At 47.0% G+C, this 19,114-nt stretch carries 12 protein-coding genes; 3 read left to right on the top strand and 9 right to left on the bottom strand.

The genetic code is table 11. The annotated features are described in order from the left end of the window. Positions 1-23: 23 nt before the first annotated feature. Positions 24-920, bottom strand: coding sequence for a serine O-acetyltransferase (locus JHU38_RS10125; protein ID WP_107581141.1), 897 nt, complete (start codon positions 918-920; stop codon positions 24-26). A gap of 981 nt (positions 921-1,901) precedes the next feature. Between JHU38_RS10125 and JHU38_RS10120 the strand changes: the two genes are divergently transcribed. Together JHU38_RS10120 and JHU38_RS10115 are read left to right on the top strand one after the other, a co-directional pair. Further along, a complete protein-coding gene (locus JHU38_RS10120; protein ID WP_107582297.1) occupies positions 1,902-3,290 on the top strand; it encodes an SGNH/GDSL hydrolase family protein in 1,389 nt (462 codons plus the stop codon). After that, on the top strand, positions 3,287-4,795 hold the full coding sequence (locus JHU38_RS10115) for an MBOAT family O-acyltransferase (RefSeq protein WP_107581140.1): 1,509 nt from the start codon (positions 3,287-3,289) through the stop codon (positions 4,793-4,795). The genes JHU38_RS10120 and JHU38_RS10115 overlap by 4 nt, the downstream gene beginning before the upstream one ends. 53 nt (positions 4,796-4,848) lie before the next feature. Here the strand turns inward: JHU38_RS10115 and JHU38_RS10110 are convergent, their stop codons facing one another. From JHU38_RS10110 to JHU38_RS10085, 6 genes are all read right to left on the bottom strand, one after another. Beyond that, positions 4,849-6,498, bottom strand: coding sequence for a DUF6377 domain-containing protein (locus JHU38_RS10110; RefSeq protein WP_107581139.1), 1,650 nt, complete (start codon positions 6,496-6,498; stop codon positions 4,849-4,851). 67 nt (positions 6,499-6,565) lie between these two features. Further along, positions 6,566-7,429: a glycoside hydrolase family 16 protein gene (locus JHU38_RS10105; RefSeq protein WP_107581138.1), complete on the bottom strand. Its 864-nt coding sequence runs from the start codon at positions 7,427-7,429 to the stop codon at positions 6,566-6,568. Between the two features lie 85 nt (positions 7,430-7,514). Then, positions 7,515-9,038 (bottom strand): SusD/RagB family nutrient-binding outer membrane lipoprotein, encoded by a 1,524-nt coding sequence (locus JHU38_RS10100; protein ID WP_107581137.1) that lies wholly within the window; start codon positions 9,036-9,038, stop codon positions 7,515-7,517. A 23-nt stretch (positions 9,039-9,061) separates the two neighbouring features. Then, on the bottom strand, positions 9,062-12,157 hold the full coding sequence (locus JHU38_RS10095) for a SusC/RagA family TonB-linked outer membrane protein (protein ID WP_107581136.1): 3,096 nt from the start codon (positions 12,155-12,157) through the stop codon (positions 9,062-9,064). A 785-nt stretch (positions 12,158-12,942) separates the two neighbouring features. Beyond that, on the bottom strand, positions 12,943-14,154 hold the full coding sequence (locus tag JHU38_RS10090; protein ID WP_107581135.1) for a uracil-xanthine permease family protein: 1,212 nt from the start codon (positions 14,152-14,154) through the stop codon (positions 12,943-12,945). 81 nt (positions 14,155-14,235) lie between these two features. Further along, the gene (locus JHU38_RS10085) at positions 14,236-15,018 is read right to left on the bottom strand and encodes a porin family protein (protein ID WP_107581134.1); all 783 of its coding nucleotides are present in this window, start codon (positions 15,016-15,018) and stop codon (positions 14,236-14,238) included. Between the two features lie 225 nt (positions 15,019-15,243). Here JHU38_RS10085 and JHU38_RS10080 point away from each other — a divergent pair, with 225 nt between their 5' ends. Continuing rightward, positions 15,244-16,329: a glycerate kinase gene (locus JHU38_RS10080; protein ID WP_107581133.1), complete on the top strand. Its 1,086-nt coding sequence runs from the start codon at positions 15,244-15,246 to the stop codon at positions 16,327-16,329. A gap of 130 nt (positions 16,330-16,459) precedes the next feature. Here JHU38_RS10080 and JHU38_RS10075 read toward each other — a convergent pair whose 3' ends face one another. Together JHU38_RS10075 and JHU38_RS10070 are read right to left on the bottom strand one after the other, a co-directional pair. Next, entirely contained in the window at positions 16,460-18,028 is a 1,569-nt protein-coding gene (locus JHU38_RS10075; RefSeq protein WP_107581132.1) for an Eco57I restriction-modification methylase domain-containing protein, read from the bottom strand. A gap of 2 nt (positions 18,029-18,030) precedes the next feature. Next, the gene (locus tag JHU38_RS10070; protein WP_107581131.1) at positions 18,031-18,948 is read right to left on the bottom strand and encodes a hypothetical protein; all 918 of its coding nucleotides are present in this window, start codon (positions 18,946-18,948) and stop codon (positions 18,031-18,033) included. Positions 18,949-19,114: the final 166 nt, after the last annotated feature.

Genomic DNA, 19,114 nt, shown 5'->3' with positions numbered 1-19,114 from the left:
GAATTTTAGTTCTAAATTATCTATTAGTTTTTTCTGATTTTCTTTGTTTGTGGCAGCATGTCGTCCGTTACCCACATGTTAGCGCCCACTACACATCCTTCACCGATCGTCACGCGTCCCAGTATGGTTGCGTTGGCATAAATGATGACATTGTCTTTGATAATGGGATGGCGTGGAATGCCTTTGATGGGGTTGCCGTCCGTGTCGAGCGGAAAACTTTTGGCGCCTAACGTTACGCCTTGGTATAATTTGACATGATTGCCGATGACGCAAGTTGCGCCAATCACGACACCCGTGCCATGGTCTATCGTGAAATGATGACCGATGCGGGCTCCCGGGTGAATATCGATACCTGTCTCTGAATGAGCCATTTCGGTCATCATACGCGGTATCAGCGGTACTTTCAGCTTGTAGAGTTCATGGGCCACACGATAGTTGATCAGCGCTTTGATGACCGGATAGCACGAAATTACTTCTCCCGAGCCGGTAGCGGCAGGATCGCCTTCGTACGAGGCTTCCACATCTGTGGCCAGAATCTTTCTGATATTGGGAAAACTCATGATAACCTTGGCCGCCAGTATTCCTGCTTTATTGCGTCTTCTGCTCAGCTGTTGTCGGCTTTCAGTCTCATTCTTATCGGCAAAGCATAAGCCCGCCAGGATCTGTTCACTCAGCAAAGCATGGAGTTTCTCCAGCCTCACGCCGATGTGATATTTTATTGTATCAAGATTGACTTGTGAATTTCCGAAATATCCCGGGAGTAAGATCGAACGCGACAGTTCTATAATAGCCTCAAGCACTTTGCCCGAAGGGAGCGGATTCCCATCGTGGTGTTGGTGGCACAGCCCTTTAAAGGAACCCGGTTCAGACAAAGCTTCTACGGTTGCTTGCAGCTGATGAATCAATTCAAGCTTACTCATGGATGGAGTCTCGATATTTCTTTGCAAAGGTAGTTATTTTTATTGATTATCAATATTGGACGATTGAAAAAATCATGTGCCCAAAGCATTTTCTTTCGCTCACCATAATTTATGGAGACAAGTCTGCAAGTAAAGTGATGAAGTCGTAGACTTCATCACTTGTAAGCCTTTCTTAATTACGTTTCCGTGATTTTGTCAGGAAAAACTACCGGATTTTAACACTTCCGCAACACTTCATCCGGCTGTCGGCACGCCGAAAAAATCCTTTGCTTTGCCGATTTTCATACCCTTTTATGCCCAAAGTTATGCTTTTACCGGCTAAAAGCATAGCGATGACGCCGCTAAAGCATAGCTTTTAGTCGGCGAAAGGGCCACGATGACGGCCTAAAAGCATAGCGATTAAAGGTAAAAAAGCGAAGAGAAAACACCCTTAAAAGTACAATGTATTGATAACCAGTGTTTTATAAATTGGCTCTACAATCGCTTATTTTCGCCCAAGTCTTTTCTTTTTCAGAATAATGCCACTTTTTTGATGGTATATGTAAAGATTATTCAGAGTAAAGACATAAGGACATATTCTTCGCATGATGTTTTTTTCGACATAAAGACATAAGGACATATTTTTTTTGACATAAAGACAGAAAGACATATTTTTATATGAGGCGTCGCAAGCGACGAAATAAAGACATAAAGCTAATGTGAAGTGTGTTTAGCTTTATGTCTTTATTGGCCGCTTGCGGCCCTTATGTCTTTTTCCCCGCTGACTGAAAAATATGTTTTTATGTCTTTATGTTCTTAAAATCCACTATGAGAAAAATCTGTCCTTATGTCTTTATGTCGAAAAAAACATCATGCGAAGAATATGTCCTTATGTCTTTATGTCAAAAAACATGTCCTTATGTCAAAAAGCCAGCATGAGAAAAATAGGTACTTATGTCTTTTTTTATTACCTTTGCAGCCGTTTTTAATAATGGATTAATGATGAATCAGTCTGCAAGGACTTTCGCTTTGACGGGATTGGTGGTGCTCTTTCTGTTGCTTATGCATCAGTTGCCGACACTTAGCATAGGCGGAACCGAATTACGGCACGTCAATCTGCTCAGTCAAATTCTTCCCGATATTTATGAGAAAAATGTAGATGTGGTGCCTGCTCCGAAGGCGCCCAAACCTGTCGTAGCTGTCACAAGGCAAGGTAAGAAGATTGATTTTAAAGAGATTTGGCCCAAAGGGGTGGAGCCGATTATGGATTTTTCGCAAGGTAAAAAGGGTGGTATGGACCATTTTTACAAACAGTTGGCTCATGTCAAAACGTTGGATCGCCCTATAAGAATTGCTTATTTCGGTGATTCATTTATCGAAGGCGATATCCTTACCGGTGATCTGCGAGTTTTGTTCCAGAATCATTTTGGTGGTACGGGGGTTGGCTGGGTCGATTGTGGTACACCTATGACGGCTTTTCGTCGTACCGTGAATCAGCGTTATAGCGGCATTGCTGAATATTCCGTTGTCAAGAAGCCTTTTGATAACAGCCGTCAAGGCATTGCCCAACGCTATTACATACCTTCCGAAGGAGGCCGTGTCACGACGCTTGGCTCCAAGCTACAGCCCCATGTGGCTACTTGGCAGCATGCCAAACTCTTTCTTCATACGCCACAGCCCGTCAGCGTCAGTGTAGCCATGGACAAAGCGGCACCCCGCCAGTTTGTAACAGCGGCGTCTACCGAAATTCAGATGATCGAGGTGAGAGGCGCCATGAATCAGGTGGCTTACCATTTTTCCGATGTGTCTCCACGTACAACACTCTTTGGCATGGCACTGGAATCCGACAAGGGCGTTATTCTTGACAATTTCTCTATGCGCGGTTCTTCCGGCACGCAGTTGGCTCGCATTCCACTAACCACGCTGGCTCATTTTGCCCGTTTGCGGCCTTACGACCTCATCATTATCCATTATGGTTTGAATGAGGCTGTCAAAGGAAATACGGTTCCTATTTTGAAAGTCTATACGGAAGGCATGAAGAGAGCCGTCAAGAATATTCATGCCGCCTTCCCCGACGCCAGTATTCTTGTCATGAGTGTACCCGACAGAGACCAGCGGTCGGCCGATGGCATTACGACGTTGAAAGAAGTGAAGAATCTGGTGAATCTTCAGGAACAGATGGCAGCTGATTGTCACGTTGGTTTTTATAATTTTTATCAGGCGATGGGTGGAAATGGCAGCATGAAAAAGTTAGTTGATCGCAATATGGCCAACAAGGATTACACCCACTTGAGTTTCGGTGGCGGTAAATTAGTGGCAAGCAAAGTGTTTCCTTCGTTTATGGCCGGATTGGAAAACTATAAACGCCGTAAGGCTCTTGAACAACAATGATACAACGATTAATTGATCTTCTGACATATAATCCTAAGGAACCGTTGATTTTTTCCAGCGGTTTGTTTCTGCTGCTTTTCCTCGGATTCTCATTCGTTTACATGCTTTTGCGCCACAAACTCCAACCACGGTTGTTTTTTGTTACGCTTTTTTCCTACTATTTTTATTATAAGAGCAGCGGATTCTATTTCTTTCTGCTGGCTGTTGTTACTGTCAGCGACTTCTTGATAGCCCGCCGCATAGGGGCGCTCTCTGCCGTGTCGGCCGACAATTCCCGGATGGCCGCGTCCAATCGCAGGCGGCGTAAAGTCCTTGTTTTTCTGAGTCTGCTAATCGATCTTGGGCTGTTGGGCTATTTCAAGTACACCAATTTCTTTGCCGGCATGGTCAGCCAGATGATTGGTAATAACTTCCAGCCCTGGGATATTTTCCTTCCTGTGGGTATTAGTTTCTTTACGTTCCAGAGCATGAGTTACACCATTGATGTCTATCGTGGGACGCTCAAGCCGTTGCCCCATATCTTGGACTACGCGTTCTACGTGTCGTTCTTCCCGCAGTTGGTGGCAGGTCCGATTGTTCGTGCCTCCGATTTCACGCCGCAGATTCACAAGCCCGTCATCATCACGCGCGACATGTTTGCCCGTGGTGTCTATTTCATCATCATCGGCTTGTTCAAGAAGGCGGTCATCAGCGACTATATCAGTCTCAACTTCGTCGACCGCATATTCGACAATCCTACGCTCTATAGCGGATTAGAGAACCTTTTGGGTGTCTACGGCTATGCTCTGCAGATCTATTGCGACTTCAGTGGCTACAGCGACATGGCTATCGGTATCGCGCTGTTGCTGGGATTTCACTTCCCACTCAACTTCAACGCGCCTTACCGGTCGACGAGTATCACCGACTTTTGGCGCCGTTGGCACATCTCGCTGTCCAGTTGGATTCGCGATTACATTTATATCTCGCTGGGCGGTAACCGTAAGGGGAAGTTTCGGCAGTATATCAATCTGGTCATTACCATGCTTTTGGGTGGCCTTTGGCATGGCGCCAGCCTCAATTTTGTAGCTTGGGGCGGCATGCACGGCCTGGCTTTGGCGGCACATAAATACTTCGGCCAAGAAATATTGCGTCACGATCGCCGTTATCGGTCGCACGGCCTCAGAAAATGGTTGGCTATTTTGCTGACGTTTCATTTTGTCTGCTTCACTTGGATATTCTTCCGCCACACGTCGTTTGTGGCCGGTTGGGCGATGATTCATCAGATTTTCACCAATTTCCATATCGAACTTTGGCCGCAGATTGTGAGTGGTTATAAATACATCTTGGCTTTCATGGCCTTTGGCTACCTCACGCATTTCCTGCCCGATACCTGGCAGGAACGGCTGATAGGCGTGCTACGCCATTGCAATCTGTTGGTCTACGCCATCCTGTTGACGGCCGTCATCTATATTGTTATCCAGATTAAAAGCTCTACGATTCAGCCTTTTATCTACTTCCAGTTCTGATAAAAGGCGTAAAGAAAGAAATTGTGTAATCTTAAAACGTGTTGTCGGTAGCCTCATTTGGCTATTCCAATCTTTTTTACTTGGTCTTCGAAAAGTTCTCTTTCACCCAATGCGCCGTTCTTGATTCGGGCCCGGTAGTTGTAGATGGTGTTGACGGAGTAATGCAGAAATTCCGCTATCTTCCCGCTGTCGTCGATGCCCAGTCGAATCAGGGCAAAGATACGGAGTGGGGTGGTGAGGCTCATGGAAGACGACTGTATGCGCTCTTCCGGCCGTAGCAGTAGGTTGAACTCTTCCACGAAGTTGGGATAGAGGTGTAAGAAGGCCGAGTCAAAGTTCTGATAGAGTTCTTCGGTTTCCCTTTCGTCAGCTTCTAATCTCCTCGTATCTTGGTAGAGCGTGTCGTACTGCCTGTTCTTGAGTTTCTTGATGACCTGTTTTCTGTAAGAAGTCATTCGGTCGATATATATGGAACACATGTAGAGGAATCGGCCGACATATTCTTCTTTCACCTTGTTGGAGTCGTCCAATAGCTTTACCGTCTTGTTGAGTTGCCTTACAACGTCCGAGAGCTGCCCGTTGGAAGCTGTCAGTTCGTGGTTTTTCTGTTTGAGTAGCTTTTGCGCGGCGGCCAACTGCTTGTGTTGCCGATGGCTGTAGAAGCTCATAGCCAGCAGGATTAATGACAGCAGACTGATTCCTCCTACAAGTCCCCGGAGGCGTGTGTTGGTTTTGTTTTGCTGCTGTTCATAGATTTTATTGATACGGGCAAGGGTCGAGGTTATTTGCCAGTTGCGCATGCGCGAGTTGAATCTGTTGGCACAATCCGTGGCGAATCCGATGTAGCGGTAGGCACGTTCCACATCACCTCCGTCAATCAGGAAGTGTGTCAGTTCCCACATGGCCCCCTGATCCATGACCGCGTTTTCGATATCGTTCAGCACCGATTGCGTAAGCCAGTACTTCATCGAGAGTGTATCCTTGGTGAGATAATAATCCAAATAGCGATAGAAGGCTACAACCGCGTATTGATGGTCGTCCGGGCGTAAGTTTTTCATGCGCCGATCGTTGATTTCGAGTGCCTTGACAAAGTTTTTTCTGTTGTAATAATTCATCTCGCGATATTGCAGGGCAACGTCGTCATCGGGCTTGAGAACTTGAAACAAGAGACGTCTGCACGAATCGGCCTTGGCCTGGAATTGGCGTTGCAGGCTCGGCTGACTGGTGTAATAGGCTACCTCGCCATACAGGTGGGTAGATGAAATGTAGTATTGGGCTAAGGCTTTTCCTTTGAGTTGGCTCTGCTTTTGTGTGTCGAGCATGGCAAAGGCTTCCGTGTACATGCCGGATGAAGAATACTGGAAAGCGAGCAACGAACGACAATAATCAGCCATGTCGCCGTCTTTGAGCGACACGGCCAGCGAAATTGCCTTTGTCAAATACGACACGGCAGAATCGTTTTGATAGGATTTGTATTCTTCGAAGAGCTGGAAAGAGAGGTTCAGACGGTCACGTCCATTCGCCGACTTGTTCAGTTTTGTGCGCAGGTTGCTGATCCTTGCCTCTCTGATAGCGATGAATTCGGAAGAGCGGGCGATGGCGTTGTCAATACGGTGGTAGAGACTATCCAACTGATTCCGCCCCACTGCTGCCGCATGAAGTGCCACGGCCAGCAAGAGAAACGTGCATGCTGTTTTTTTCATCTTTGCTATCTTTATGATGACAAAGATAAGTCATTGGTCGGAAAATATCAAGTAATACGCTGATTTTCTACATTTGTTGATAAACTCTTACATAGTCAATGACGTATGAACAGGGGAATATGGTGTCGTCTACTCCCATCTTTCCGCCCCAGTCGCCACCTATGGCCAAGTTGAGAATGATATGGAAAGGCTTGTCGAACGGCCACGACTCCCATCCCTTTTTTTGATTGGCATAGGTGTAATAGTGGTGTCCGTCTACGTATCCTCGAATCTCACGTTCGTCCCACTCCACGGCATAAACGTGAAATTCGGTGTTGCAGGTGGGCACCAAGATGGTTCCACTCACGGAAGTTCCTTTGATATGGTTGAACTGTTGGGTGTGAGTCGTGGCCAGAATTTTATCCGGATCAAAGCCAACATTCTCCATAATATCGATTTCTCCACTTGCCGGCCAGATGCCGTAGGTGTTTTCCGAGGGCATCATCCAAAAGGCCGGCCAGGTACCTCTTCCCACAGGCAACTTGGCCCTGCACTCCATTCGGCCGTATAACCATTGGGCGTGTCCCTTGGTTGTGAGGCGTGCCGAAGTGTATCGCTTGTTCTCATAGTCTTCTTTACGGGCTGTAATACGAAGGCATCCATTAGAAACAGAGGCGTTTTGCAGGCGCGATTCCGTATAATGTTGCAGCTCGTTGTTACCCCAGCCCGATTGGTTTCCCCGGGTTTCAAAACTCCATCGGGTGGAATCGGGTAATCCGGCATAATCGAATTCGTCATGCCATACGAGCCTATAGCGTGCCTGTATGGTCTGCTGATTTCGGCCGTTGGGAACTTTCTCTCTCTTGCTTCCCGTAGTAAAGAAGGTGGAACAGCTGCCAAGAAGGGGAAAGATGAGCAGCGATAGGAAGGTTTTGGGAAATTTGTCGTACATTGTTTTAATCTTGACGATTAGCTAAAGCTTCCACAATTTGCCGTGCGTCCCACGGCTATTGTGGAAGCGATCATTATAATCAAGCCTATTGAAGCAGCCACATACGTTCGTTGATACCGTCGTAGCCATTGGTAAACTGACGGGAAAGGGCTTCCTTTATATTGTCGGCATTGTTCTGCATCTCATCTCCGGGGTAAGTCCAGCGAACGGGCATGGCAGCCTTGTTGTCGATATTAAGGCTGGTCTCCGCGTTCACTTTCAGTTCGGGATAGCCCGTTCGTCTGATTTCCATATAGGCGTCATAGCCGTCTTGCAGGAATTTGAGCAAGTAGCGCTGCGTCCATATCTGGCGAAGCCGGTCGGTGGTCGACGACGCGAAGGCTGCCTTTCCCGCGAGATAAGTGGCGATATACTCGTCCGTGATCGGCATGCCATGACAATAAGTCGATTGCTCGTCATAGGCGGCGACCTTCTTCATGGCAGCCTCTACGCCCTGCCGATAGTATGTCTCGGCGTCGCCACCGATCCATCCTTTTATCGATGCTTCGGCCAGGATGAAGCATTGTTCCGCGTAACTGAGCCTGCAGAGTGGGTCTCCATTCATCACGTTTTGATAGCGGTTGTTGATAACCGAATACTTTTTATCCAGATAATCCAAATTTAATTGGTCAAAATCGGTCATGGGATAAGCTCCCACATAAGCTTCGAAATCGTTATCCTTCTTGCCCGACGCGATCTGCGCGGCTGAAGGCTCGGCGTAATAGAACAGTCTGCGGTCGCCCAAGCGCTTGAATTCGTCGACGACAACATCCGACAAGACCGTCCATGGGTCGAACAACGGCTGGTTGTAGAGCGGGTGCCATGTGCCCGTAGCCGTGGTATAGACCACATTCATGTCGTCGCTGTTGTCCTGAAAGAGATTGCCTTCTGAGACAACTTGGGCAAAACGGGTTTTCTGTTCCGAGGTGATTTTCTCGCCAAGCGACATCAATACCTTGAGTTGCAGCACGTCGGCAGCCTTTCGCCATTTGGCGGCCTTTCCGTCATAGATGAAGTCTCCATCGAAGTCACGCGCTTTCGCAAAATGCGTTGCGGCCGTTTTAAGGTCTTCCAAGATGGCCGCGAACACGTCCGCTTGGACATCATACTTCGGCTTGGTATTGCCTTTTTTCCCTAAGCCGGCGTCGGAATAGGGAATGTCGCCGGTCATCATCGTAAGCCGGTAGGCATTGAACGCTTTCAGAAATAGAGCCAATCCGCGGAACGAGTCCTCATAGTTGCCACCTTTCGCGTATTCCACCATTTGCTCCATATTGGGGATTAAATGATAGGAAGCGAACGAGCACGAACCTATCAGATTGTATTGTGGATCATAAGCGCCTTCCTTTATATAGGCTACATACTTGGGCAAGGCGTTATATCCGATGTAGGCCTTGCCGTCGCCGCCCAGCAACATGGAACTTTTCAACACGCCGGTAGCAAGCATTTCAGGCGTAACGGAAGTCGTCGTGTCGGGATTCGTGTTGTATTCGTCGAAGTTATCGTCGCACGACAGCATTGCCATCGTGGCAAGGCAGCCGAAAAACAATGTGAATATCTTTTTGATCATAACGGTTCGAATTGGAAAAAGGATTAGAATGTTAATTTGATATTGAATCCGAGATAGCGCACCGAAGGGTCGTTGAAGTTTTCCGTACCACCGTCGGGATCTGAATATTTGAAGTCTTTTGCCCACATCAAGAGGTTCTGACCTACCAATGCCAGCGAAGCCGACTTAGCCCAACGGTTGGTGAATCGCGAGGGAAGCGTGTAGGAAAGCGATAATTCGCGCAACTTGAAGAAGGTGCCTGAGAAGCTGTCGGCGGGTCTGCTGTTACCGCCCCACGCAATGCCGGTATGCATGTCTTGGGCATATTGGCTGTATGTTGTGTAGACGTCGTTCGTGGCAAAGACCCGATCGTCGGACAACACGTTGCCGTATTTGTCGTATTTGACGCTTCCCGACACCACTTTTACGCCTTGTCCGAGAAAATTCTTGGAGCCCGGTGTAGCCGCGTCGGCCGCCCGTTCGGCTGTAAGCGTGCCCGGGTGAGAGCCTGAAGTCCAAAGGTAGCTGTTGGTCATCGAGCTGATCGTGCCGCCGACACGCCCGTCGAGCGAGGCGCTCAGCGTCCAATTCTTATAAGATACCTGTGTGCTCAATCCCCAAATCCAGTCGGGATCGGTATGGCCGTATACGGAAAGGAAAGGATTGAACTGCACGCGCCCATTGCTGTAGATTTGGTTTCCGTCAGGATCGCGGGCGTAATCTTTTACTAAGAACACGTCGACTCGCTCTCCTTTCTTTACCCAAGGATTATCGGAGGAATAAACCGGATCGATCTTATGATAGTAACGGGCATACTTCGACCAATTGACCGCCAAGTCCCAACGCCAGTCCGGTGTCCGGATGGGGGTACCGCTGACGGTCACTTCCCAACCTCTGCGTACGATTTCTTCATCCGAATTGACGTAGTTTCCTGTAAAGCCGGAAGCCGAAGAGAGCGACCCTGACACTAAGGCGTCATACATGAGCTTACGATAATAGGTGACATCTACCCCTAAACGGTTTTTGAAGAAAACGGCTTGCGTACCTATCTCCCACGTGGAGGATGAGGCCGGATTCACTTCGCCTACCGTCAGCTTGAGCGGTATTGCCGCAGACGAAAGCGTGCCCCATGCCGCATTGGTAACTACATAGTTCGTGTTGGTCGCGTAAATGGCAGGAGGCGTCTTGGAAACGGTCCACGAACTCCTCACCTTCCACAGGTCAAGCCACTCTTTGGTTTGCTCGGGCAGCAGCTCTGATATGACGAAACTGCCCGATAACGATGGGTAGAAATAGGCGTTGTCCGTAGACGGTAGCGTAGAAGACCAGTCGTTTCGGAAGGTGGCGTCGGCATAGATCAGTCGGCGCCATGAGCCTCCTATACGGCCGTAGAGTGAGTTTACTTGCATTTTCTGTATCGTAGACCCCACATTCGCTTTCTCAACCGAGGCTTTCAGTGAAAAGAACTGCGGCACGGAGATTCCCCCGACGGTGTTGCCATAGATGTTTTCATCCTGCGTATAATAGACGGTTCCTCCGAAAAGACCTTCCACCGAGAAGTCGCCAAACGTCTTTGACGCGTTCAACATCAAGTCTGTATTCATGCTGTAGCCCGACTGCCGTCCCGTGGCAAAGGCTCCCGTTTTCTGCCCGATCCACGTCGCGCCGCCGGCAACGCCGGTGTTTCCCGTCGAGACATACGAACCTTGGGCCACTTTGATCTGCTGTCTGTCGAGATAGAAGTCAAGCCCCGACCGCAACGTTACCTTCAACCAGTCCGTCAGTTCATAACCGATTGCCACCGAAGCGTTGAAAATATCACGATCCGAAGACCGCACACGTTGGTTCCGATCGTAGTAGGGATTGTTGTGCGTCGACTTGTAAGTGAAGTTCTGCGACACGCCCGGCACCATCCAGTAGTTGCCTTTATAATCGCGGATGTCATAGTCGGCGGCAGTCCATATTAATAAAGTGTACATCGGGTCATAGTTGGTATAACCGTTAAAACCGATGTTGGGCGAGCTTTGTTTGTGGTAAGCCATGTTGGAACTGAACGTGAACTTGCCCAGCAGGATATCGCCGCTTAGCGTATAGCCGTATTTTTTGAAAGTGCTGTTGGGATATTGTCCCCTGTTGTATGTCCAATTGACGGAAGAGCGAAGTGAGACGTTCTTCGTGTGGTAGTCAAGCGACAGCGTGTTGTTGGTGATGACTCCCTGCTGCAGGAAGTTGCGGAAATTGTCCTTTCCCACCGCCGTATAGGGATATTCGCGATATTCCTTGGCGATAGGATCCCACTGATTGCGAACGGTTCCATCGAGCGGAGCGCCCCACGACTGGTCGGAGTTCATGTCGTAGACATTGTTCTTACCACGTCCGTATTGACTTTGCTTCTCGGGAATGGCCACGAAACCAGCCGACAACATCGTGCTTGAGTTGAGAGAAATCTGAACGCCGCCTTTCCCTTCCCGCCCTTTCTTCGTCGTGATCATGACCGCGCCGCTTGCGCCACGGTAGCCATAAAGAGCCGACGCCGACGCTCCTTTCAGCACGCTGATGGTCTCAATGTCTTCGGCGGCGATGTCGCGCATGGTCATATTGGCGTAGGGCACGCCGTCAATCACGATTAGCGGTGCCTCGCCGCGCAAGGTTATCGTCGGCGCCGCGGCAAATTCTGTGGAGTTGCTCACCAGCATACCGGCGACCTTGCCTGTCAGCGAGGTGGTCACGTCAATGCCACCTACCTTCTGTACCAGGTCACTCGATACCTTCTGCACGGAATATCCCAATGCTTTCTCTTCGCGTTTGATTCCCAGCGCGGTAACGACAACCTCGTCGAGAACCTGATTGTCGGTATCGATAACGATATCCTGCCGTGTGCCCGTGACCATTACTTCCTTCGTTTTGGCCCCTATATAAGAAATGATAAGCGTAGCGCCTCTCGGCACATCCATCGCAAAGCGTCCTTCGCTGTCCGTGACCGTGCCCTTGCCACTGCCTTTCATCATAATGGTCGCCCCGATAAGGGCCTCGCCCCGCGCGTCTTTGACGGTGCCGGAAACATGTAAATCCTGCGCGACGGCTGTTATCGCCATCAGCAGAAAAGCCATGAGTAATGATAATTTTTTCCTTTTCATCATATATAGAATTTAAATTATTGTATTGGTTTCCGGTAAAAACTGATTGACAGTTATGCAAGCCTTTATTTATCGGCACTGCAGGCATGTATAGCCGGTAGTGGCTTACTTTTTGTCCCAAATAGCGCCCCTTACTAAAAACATTCCTTTTGCTTTGGTGTTTTCCGCACGCCGGGAAAGGTCGTCGTCATTTGCCGGGACGTTTGCCGAACGTCGGCATTTAACATCTGTTTTGCTTTGACGTTTGCCGAACTTCGGCATTTAACACCTGTTACACCTTGACGTTTGCCGAACTCCGGCATTTAACATCTGTTATACCTTGGCGTTTGCCGAACTTCGGCATTTAACACCTGTTATACCTTGACGTCTTCCGAGAGCTCGGAAAGCCTGTCGGCATTTGCCGGGACGGCAAAGAGGCATGATTTATCACTATAATTTGTTTATCGGACTGCAATAAATTTAAATGAAGCTATCAAACGGTTAATGGTTAGGATTACGGATGGTATCAACGTCATTTGTTTTGTACGTTTCTTTTGGCAAAGATAGGATAAACATTAATCCGTTTGAAGCCATAAGGAAAAAAAGTGGATTGCAAGTAAGGCTGTAAAAGGCTTAAAGTATTGGATGTTAGTATATTATATAGAAACGACAGAGGCGCTAAAAGTGGAAACGATATTATTGTTGATCGTGAAAAAATAACGATCAACGGTGGTTGATGAGCGGTTTGCGGGAACTGAAAAGAAAAACGACATGCAGACGTAATGAACTGCATGTCGTTGATGATGTTGTTATTGTTCGTCTTTCGCGACCTGTTTCTTTCTGTCAGGCAGAAGCAGATTGAGCACCACGCCGACGATGGCCGAAAGACCAATACCCGAAATGACAAAGCTGCCTGATGAGAGAACGGCTCCGCCCAAGCCCATCGTCAACATGACCGACATGATGATGACATTGCGCGTGCGGCCCATGTCTACATGATTATGCATGAGATTCTGGACGCCCACGCTGGCGATTGTACCAAACAGCAGCAACATAATGCCACCCAGAACAGCTTGCGGAATGGACTGCAACACGGCGCTGAACTTACCCACAATGGAGAAAACCAAGGCCGTGGCGGCGGCAATGCGGATGACGACAGGGCTTGTTACTTTGGTGATCGACATGGCTCCCGTCACTTCAGAGTAGGTCGTTTCGGGAGGACCGCCTAAGAAAGCGGAAGCCAGACAGGCCAGTCCGTCGCCCAGCATGGTGCGATGCAGGCCCGGTTCTTTCACGAAATCTTTATTGGCCACCTCGCTTACCACATAGACATCGCCGATGTGCTCAAGCACCGGCGCGATGGCCACGGGAATCATGTAGAGGAAAGGCGCCCACTCGAAATGTGTAATTGTAGTGAGCGACACGGGAAAACGAATCCATGGCGCGGCGGCGACACCTGAGAAGTCGACCTTATCCAGGCAGATGGCAGCCACGTAACCCGCGGTCACGCCCGCGATGATGGGCACGAGTTTAAACAGCCCCTTGCCAAAGGTTAGTACCAGAATGGCGATCAGGAGCGACAGGAAAGCCAACGGCCAGTCGGTCTTGGCCATGTTGACGGCACTGCCCGAGAGCGAAAGACCGATAAGAATGATGACAGGTCCGATGACAATGGGGGGAAACACCTTGTCGAGAAACTTCTTACCCTGCCATTTGACAATGGCGCTCATGACGAAATAGACGAGTGACACGCCCGTGAGTCCGGCCAGTGCGCCGGGCAGTCCCCACTGCTTGGAGGCCTCGATGATGGGCGCGATGAACGCGAACGAACTGCCAAGGAAGATGGGTACCTTGCCCTTTGTGACAAAATGAAAGAGGAATGTGCCCAAACCCGCGGTGAACAAGGCTGTGGCAGGGTCGATACCAATGAGCAACGGCACCAGCACCGTGGCACCGAAGGCCACGAAAAGGAACTGAATGCCTACAATGGTTTTCCGGCTCGTAGAAAGATTTTCTGTCATTTGAATTATTTTTAAGGTCGTTTTTTAGGAGTAAAAGGAGGTTTCAATGAGGAGCGAAAGGAATGAAGGACGCGCAAACGCTTACAGCTCGAATTTATAACCCACGGTAAGTTGGAACATGCTTGTACGGCTCTTGGGCTTATCGTCACGCGCTCCTAATCCTTCCCATCCCGAGGAGTACAGGTTGCCAATACCCGTATGATAGCGCAGGTCGATCATCAAACCGTTCGGGAAATCATAAGAGAGGCCCACCGGAACGGTCACGTCCAACTTATGAACCTCTGCCATGCCTGCCTGCACCTTTATCCAATAACCTTCTCTCACTTCCGCGTCCAAATCGGCCTGGGCCTCTGCCACCACGTTGTAGGCCGGTTGTAAGCCAACTTTCAGTGCCAGACCCTTGTACACATAGCAGTTGAGCAGAATTGGCATGGTGATATAGTCTGTCTTCGCGTTCATTTGCTTGGCTATGCCCAGCTTGATGGGCTCCTGGCCGTCCGGTAAGGCCTCGTCGCCAAGAGCTATGTTGTCGTATCTCACACCCTGCTGGCTATAGTAAGCGCCTAATGATATGCCTAATCTCGAATTGAATTGGTACTGCGCTTCCACGCCACCGGCCCAACCCGACTTGATGGCGGTTGCCGTTGTCATCATGTCACGGACCATTGAAAAACCGGCTTGGTGTATCGTTCCGTCGTTTGGAATGATTTCTTCTATCACAGTGCCTACGTAGAATGGAGGATGATTGGTCGGATTGGAAATATTCAGACCGATTTTAGGCGTTATCGACCAGGTTCGGGGTTTCTGCTGTGCCCGGGCTGCAAGACCGCAAAACAACATCAGTGTTAATACAAGCTTTTTCATAAGGAATTGTTTTATTAAAATCTGTACAAATTTATGGTTTTTCGGCCATATAGTCAAGAAAATTCCATATTTTGTTTATGATGGTTTCGTTTTGGGGAAACAAAACTAAAGTTTGGTTTTGTCAGTCTTTTATCGCCAAGAACGGTCGTTAATTATTTGTAATTTCAGATAGAAACCTTGCAGTGAGCGTGCTATGGTTGGGCGGCAATAAGTATTTTTGTGGTTATGAATATACTCTTGACTTTTGACTCTTTCAAAGGTTGTATGTCTTCCGACGAAGCTAATGCGGTGGCTTCGTCTGTTCTTCAACGATATTTTCCCAACGATGATTTCATTGCTTTGCCGCTTAGCGACGGCGGTGAAGGCTGGCTGGTCGCTTATCAGCGGGCTGTAGGCGGTCAACTCATCCCTGTCGCTACGCACGATCCGATGATGCGGCGCATCACGGCCCATTATCTGCGACTGGGCGATACGGCTGTCATTGAAGTGGCCCGGGCGTCGGGGCTTTCCTTGTTGCAATCCGAAGAACGCAATCCCATGCGGACTACAAGCTATGGAACAGGCGAAATCTTGGCCAAGGCTATGCTCGATGGTTGCCGAAAGTTTGTTGTCGGCCTGGGCGGAAGTGCCACGAGCGACGCCGGAATCGGTATGATTCGGGCTTTGATTGACGTATTGGCCCCTTCTGGACGCTTCGACGACATCGACATCATCCGTCAATGCAGCTTCACGCTTGGTTCCGACGTTACCAATCCACTATGTGGTGAGCGGGGCGCGGCTCATGTCTTTGGCCCGCAAAAGGGGGCCGACGCAGCCATGGTGCGTGCGCTTGATGAGCGTGCCCGGCGTTTTGCGGAGGCTTCAGCCCGCCACTTTGGCTATGACAGGAGCCGTGAAACAGGTGCAGGAGCGGCCGGTGGACTGGGCTACGCTTTCATGGAATATATGAACGCCACGTGCGAGTCGGGTGCCCGGTTGCTGTTGCGGGCTGCGGGATTGTCCCGCTTTCTCCCTTCCACTCGTTTTGTATTGACGGGCGAAGGTTCATCTGACGCGCAGACGCTCATGGGCAAGTTGCCAAGCGTCTTGCTGTCGGAGACCCGCGACTGCCATCCGCCCGTTCCTGTCTATCTCTTTGCCGGCTGCGTGTCCGACCGTGAACGTTTGCTTGCCGCAGGCTTTGCCGAAGTCAGAGGCATTACGCCGTTGGACCAGCCTTTAGTAAAAGCCATGCGAAAGGATGTGGCGCAGCGCAATCTGCGTGTAGCCGTTGCCGAATGGGCACAACATTTTGGGCAAACAGATATATAAACAGATACTAAGTGATGGAGCCTCAGCCTTTATTACTTTCATTACTTTTCTTCTGTTTTCACGGAATCTTGCCGGTAGCCGTCACAGGGATAATGCCTTTGGGTACGATATGGGTTTGTTGATTGGCTTACTAACTTCCCAAACCATAGATACTTAATTGTTTTCCTTTTTTCAGCTTTTTTTCTAATCTATGTTTGCATCCCTTGTTCTCTAAATAAAGATTAGAAAATAGTACATCTAATTCCTCTTGAAATTTTTGTATATTACTATTGCCGATTTTAAGTTCTGAAATTATCTTGTTGACTATATTTTCTACTTTATCTTTGAACTCTGCATTGGGCTCTATAAATGGTATCTTCTTGATATAATTTGCACTGTTATTGGCAGATGGATTAATTGCACTGATGAGTTCTGTACAGACCTGTGAATTAAAAAAGCCAAGTAGATATAGTATCAAAGATTCATCTTTAGGGAATACTCCCACAATAGATTGATCAAAAAGTTGATAATCTATTAATGCCCCTGTCAGCTTTGATGAACGGATCATGGGAATTCCAATACCCTTTTTAAAATAAAATGCTGAGTTTTGGAATCTACATTTTTTACTTGCCTTATATTCAAGAATTGCTTGCTTTGACCAGTTCATAAACCATTGTACAGGTTTCACATATTCCACATTGCCTCCCTTAACAATAGGAACAAAGCATTCTGGCGAACTTATTCCATTTACTTTTTCATTATCTGATAAAGGAGACTTACTGATAAACTCCTTCGATATGACCTGATATTTCCTTGCATTCTTAATACAACGATCAATTGGATGTAAATATTTTTGATCATTGCCAGAGTAAAAGCCGGTGACGCAATGAGCCAAATTCCCAATCTTCAGAAGGGAATCATCATTGATGAGTTTGGAAATTTTATCCGTTGAGTTAAATAAAAAAGCTGAACCAACATTCTCATAGATTTCTTTCTGAGAAACAATCTTAGTTTTTCCACACTCTTTTTTTTCCAACTCTTCAACCCTTCTGAATCCCCTCCGAATACATATCTCGTTTCGTAAGTTTTGCTCAATATCTGAGGATTTAATTAATGTTATTATACACAAATTCGCATAGCCGAAATTTACACCTGGGAAGAAAGAAGAAGGAAATAGAGCCAACTCCTTAATTTTTGTTTTTGTCAGCAAGAATTTACGTACAGCAACGTGTCGGTGTAAGGATAAAAAGGTATCAGGAATAATGTAACTCAAAATCCCCTCCTCACGAAGACAATTAATGCATGCATACAGAAACAACGTATAGCTTTCCTTTGTATAAAGGCCAGGATACATACGATTTAAACAGATTTTTCTTTGAGTATCATTCTTTGCGCCATAAGGTGGATTCCCAATAATCTTGTCGTACTTTTTACGGTGTAATAGTATATCATTATCCAACAATGTGTCTGTTTCTTTGACAGAAACATTCAACTTTTTTTTGTATTTCTCCTTCAAAAAAGTTACAGCCTCTGGATTCAATTCCAGAATATCAATATTTGCTGATGAGTTTGTTGACAACAGACTGTCAACAAAAACCCCATCACCTCCACAAGGTTCTAATATGCTTTCACCATCACCCAATTGAAGCATATTGATCATATAGTTCAGAATGGGAGTGGATTTAGTGTAATAGGATTGAAATTCTGAAGCTCTATTCATAACTACCAGATTAAATAATTCTGTAATTTTTTATCAATAATCATGTTCCTCATTTCTGCCGAGAAGTCGTTCAGCCAATCAATATTACATGTTATCCAGCCATGGATATCATAGCCTGAAAACTGGCGGATTCTTTCATATGTGTCAGTACCGCACGATATTTCCCAAACACCAGAATCTTGAAGCGTAGTTAAATAATGGTTATTATCAGTAGATCTGACAAATATCATACATTGATAATTGCCTTTCGCTATGTTATTATAAATGCTCCCAACAAGGAGTAATCTGTTTGTATTCCCCTTTTCGTTTGAACCAAATCCGCTCTTAAAGTCAACAACATATTTGGTTGTTTCATCAGAGAAATGCAAATCGCATTCTAATTGTATTTCCCCAGAGGTAACAAGACTCCAAACCTTATTATAATAGTCTTTCAACTTTAATTTTTCATTAGTCTGAAGATTTAGGCTATCTATATATGTCGCTATTTCTGTAGTGAGATCTTTTCTAACTTCAGCAAACAAAGGAGGAATAAATTTTTCGATATTTGTACGAGGATAATCGAAGCATAACTTGCAGAATGGCTCCCATAATTCACCGATTCTACGTGAGAATGCCATATATTCGTATTCCCAAATAGAGTTTCTGCCCTCAAGCATTACAACATCATTAGTATAGGTAATCATTAAGACACAATCTAAGATTTCAGCATTAGTCCATTTTTCTTTTCTTGAAATTTCTGCTAAAATGGTTAGAAGTGTTTCCTTGCTTTTGGTTATTTCTTTATTAAAAACAGAAGCCTTTTTCTTAAAATCAGTAGTGGAATAACGTCGTGATAATTCACTTTGAATCTCACTCGAACGGCTTCTAAAATAGTTTAGGAGTTCTTTCTTCTTTAATTTCAGTTCTTTTGTTATGTCCATATATATAGTTAATTTTCACTCAATTGTGCAACAAATATAGTAAAATTATTCCGTTATTGCTGAAGAGGGGAAGAAGATTTTATTATTGGTCACGCCTTTTCATGCTTCGAGCCAATAGTGTCCTAAATAATTTTTGTGAAAACGCATATAAAGTTTCATCAAATCA

It is taken from the genome of Prevotella illustrans (assembly GCF_017426725.1).
In the GTDB taxonomy this organism is placed as follows: Bacteria; Bacteroidota; Bacteroidia; order Bacteroidales; family Bacteroidaceae; genus Prevotella; species Prevotella illustrans.
This window is presented reverse-complemented; position numbering and strand designations above follow the sequence as displayed.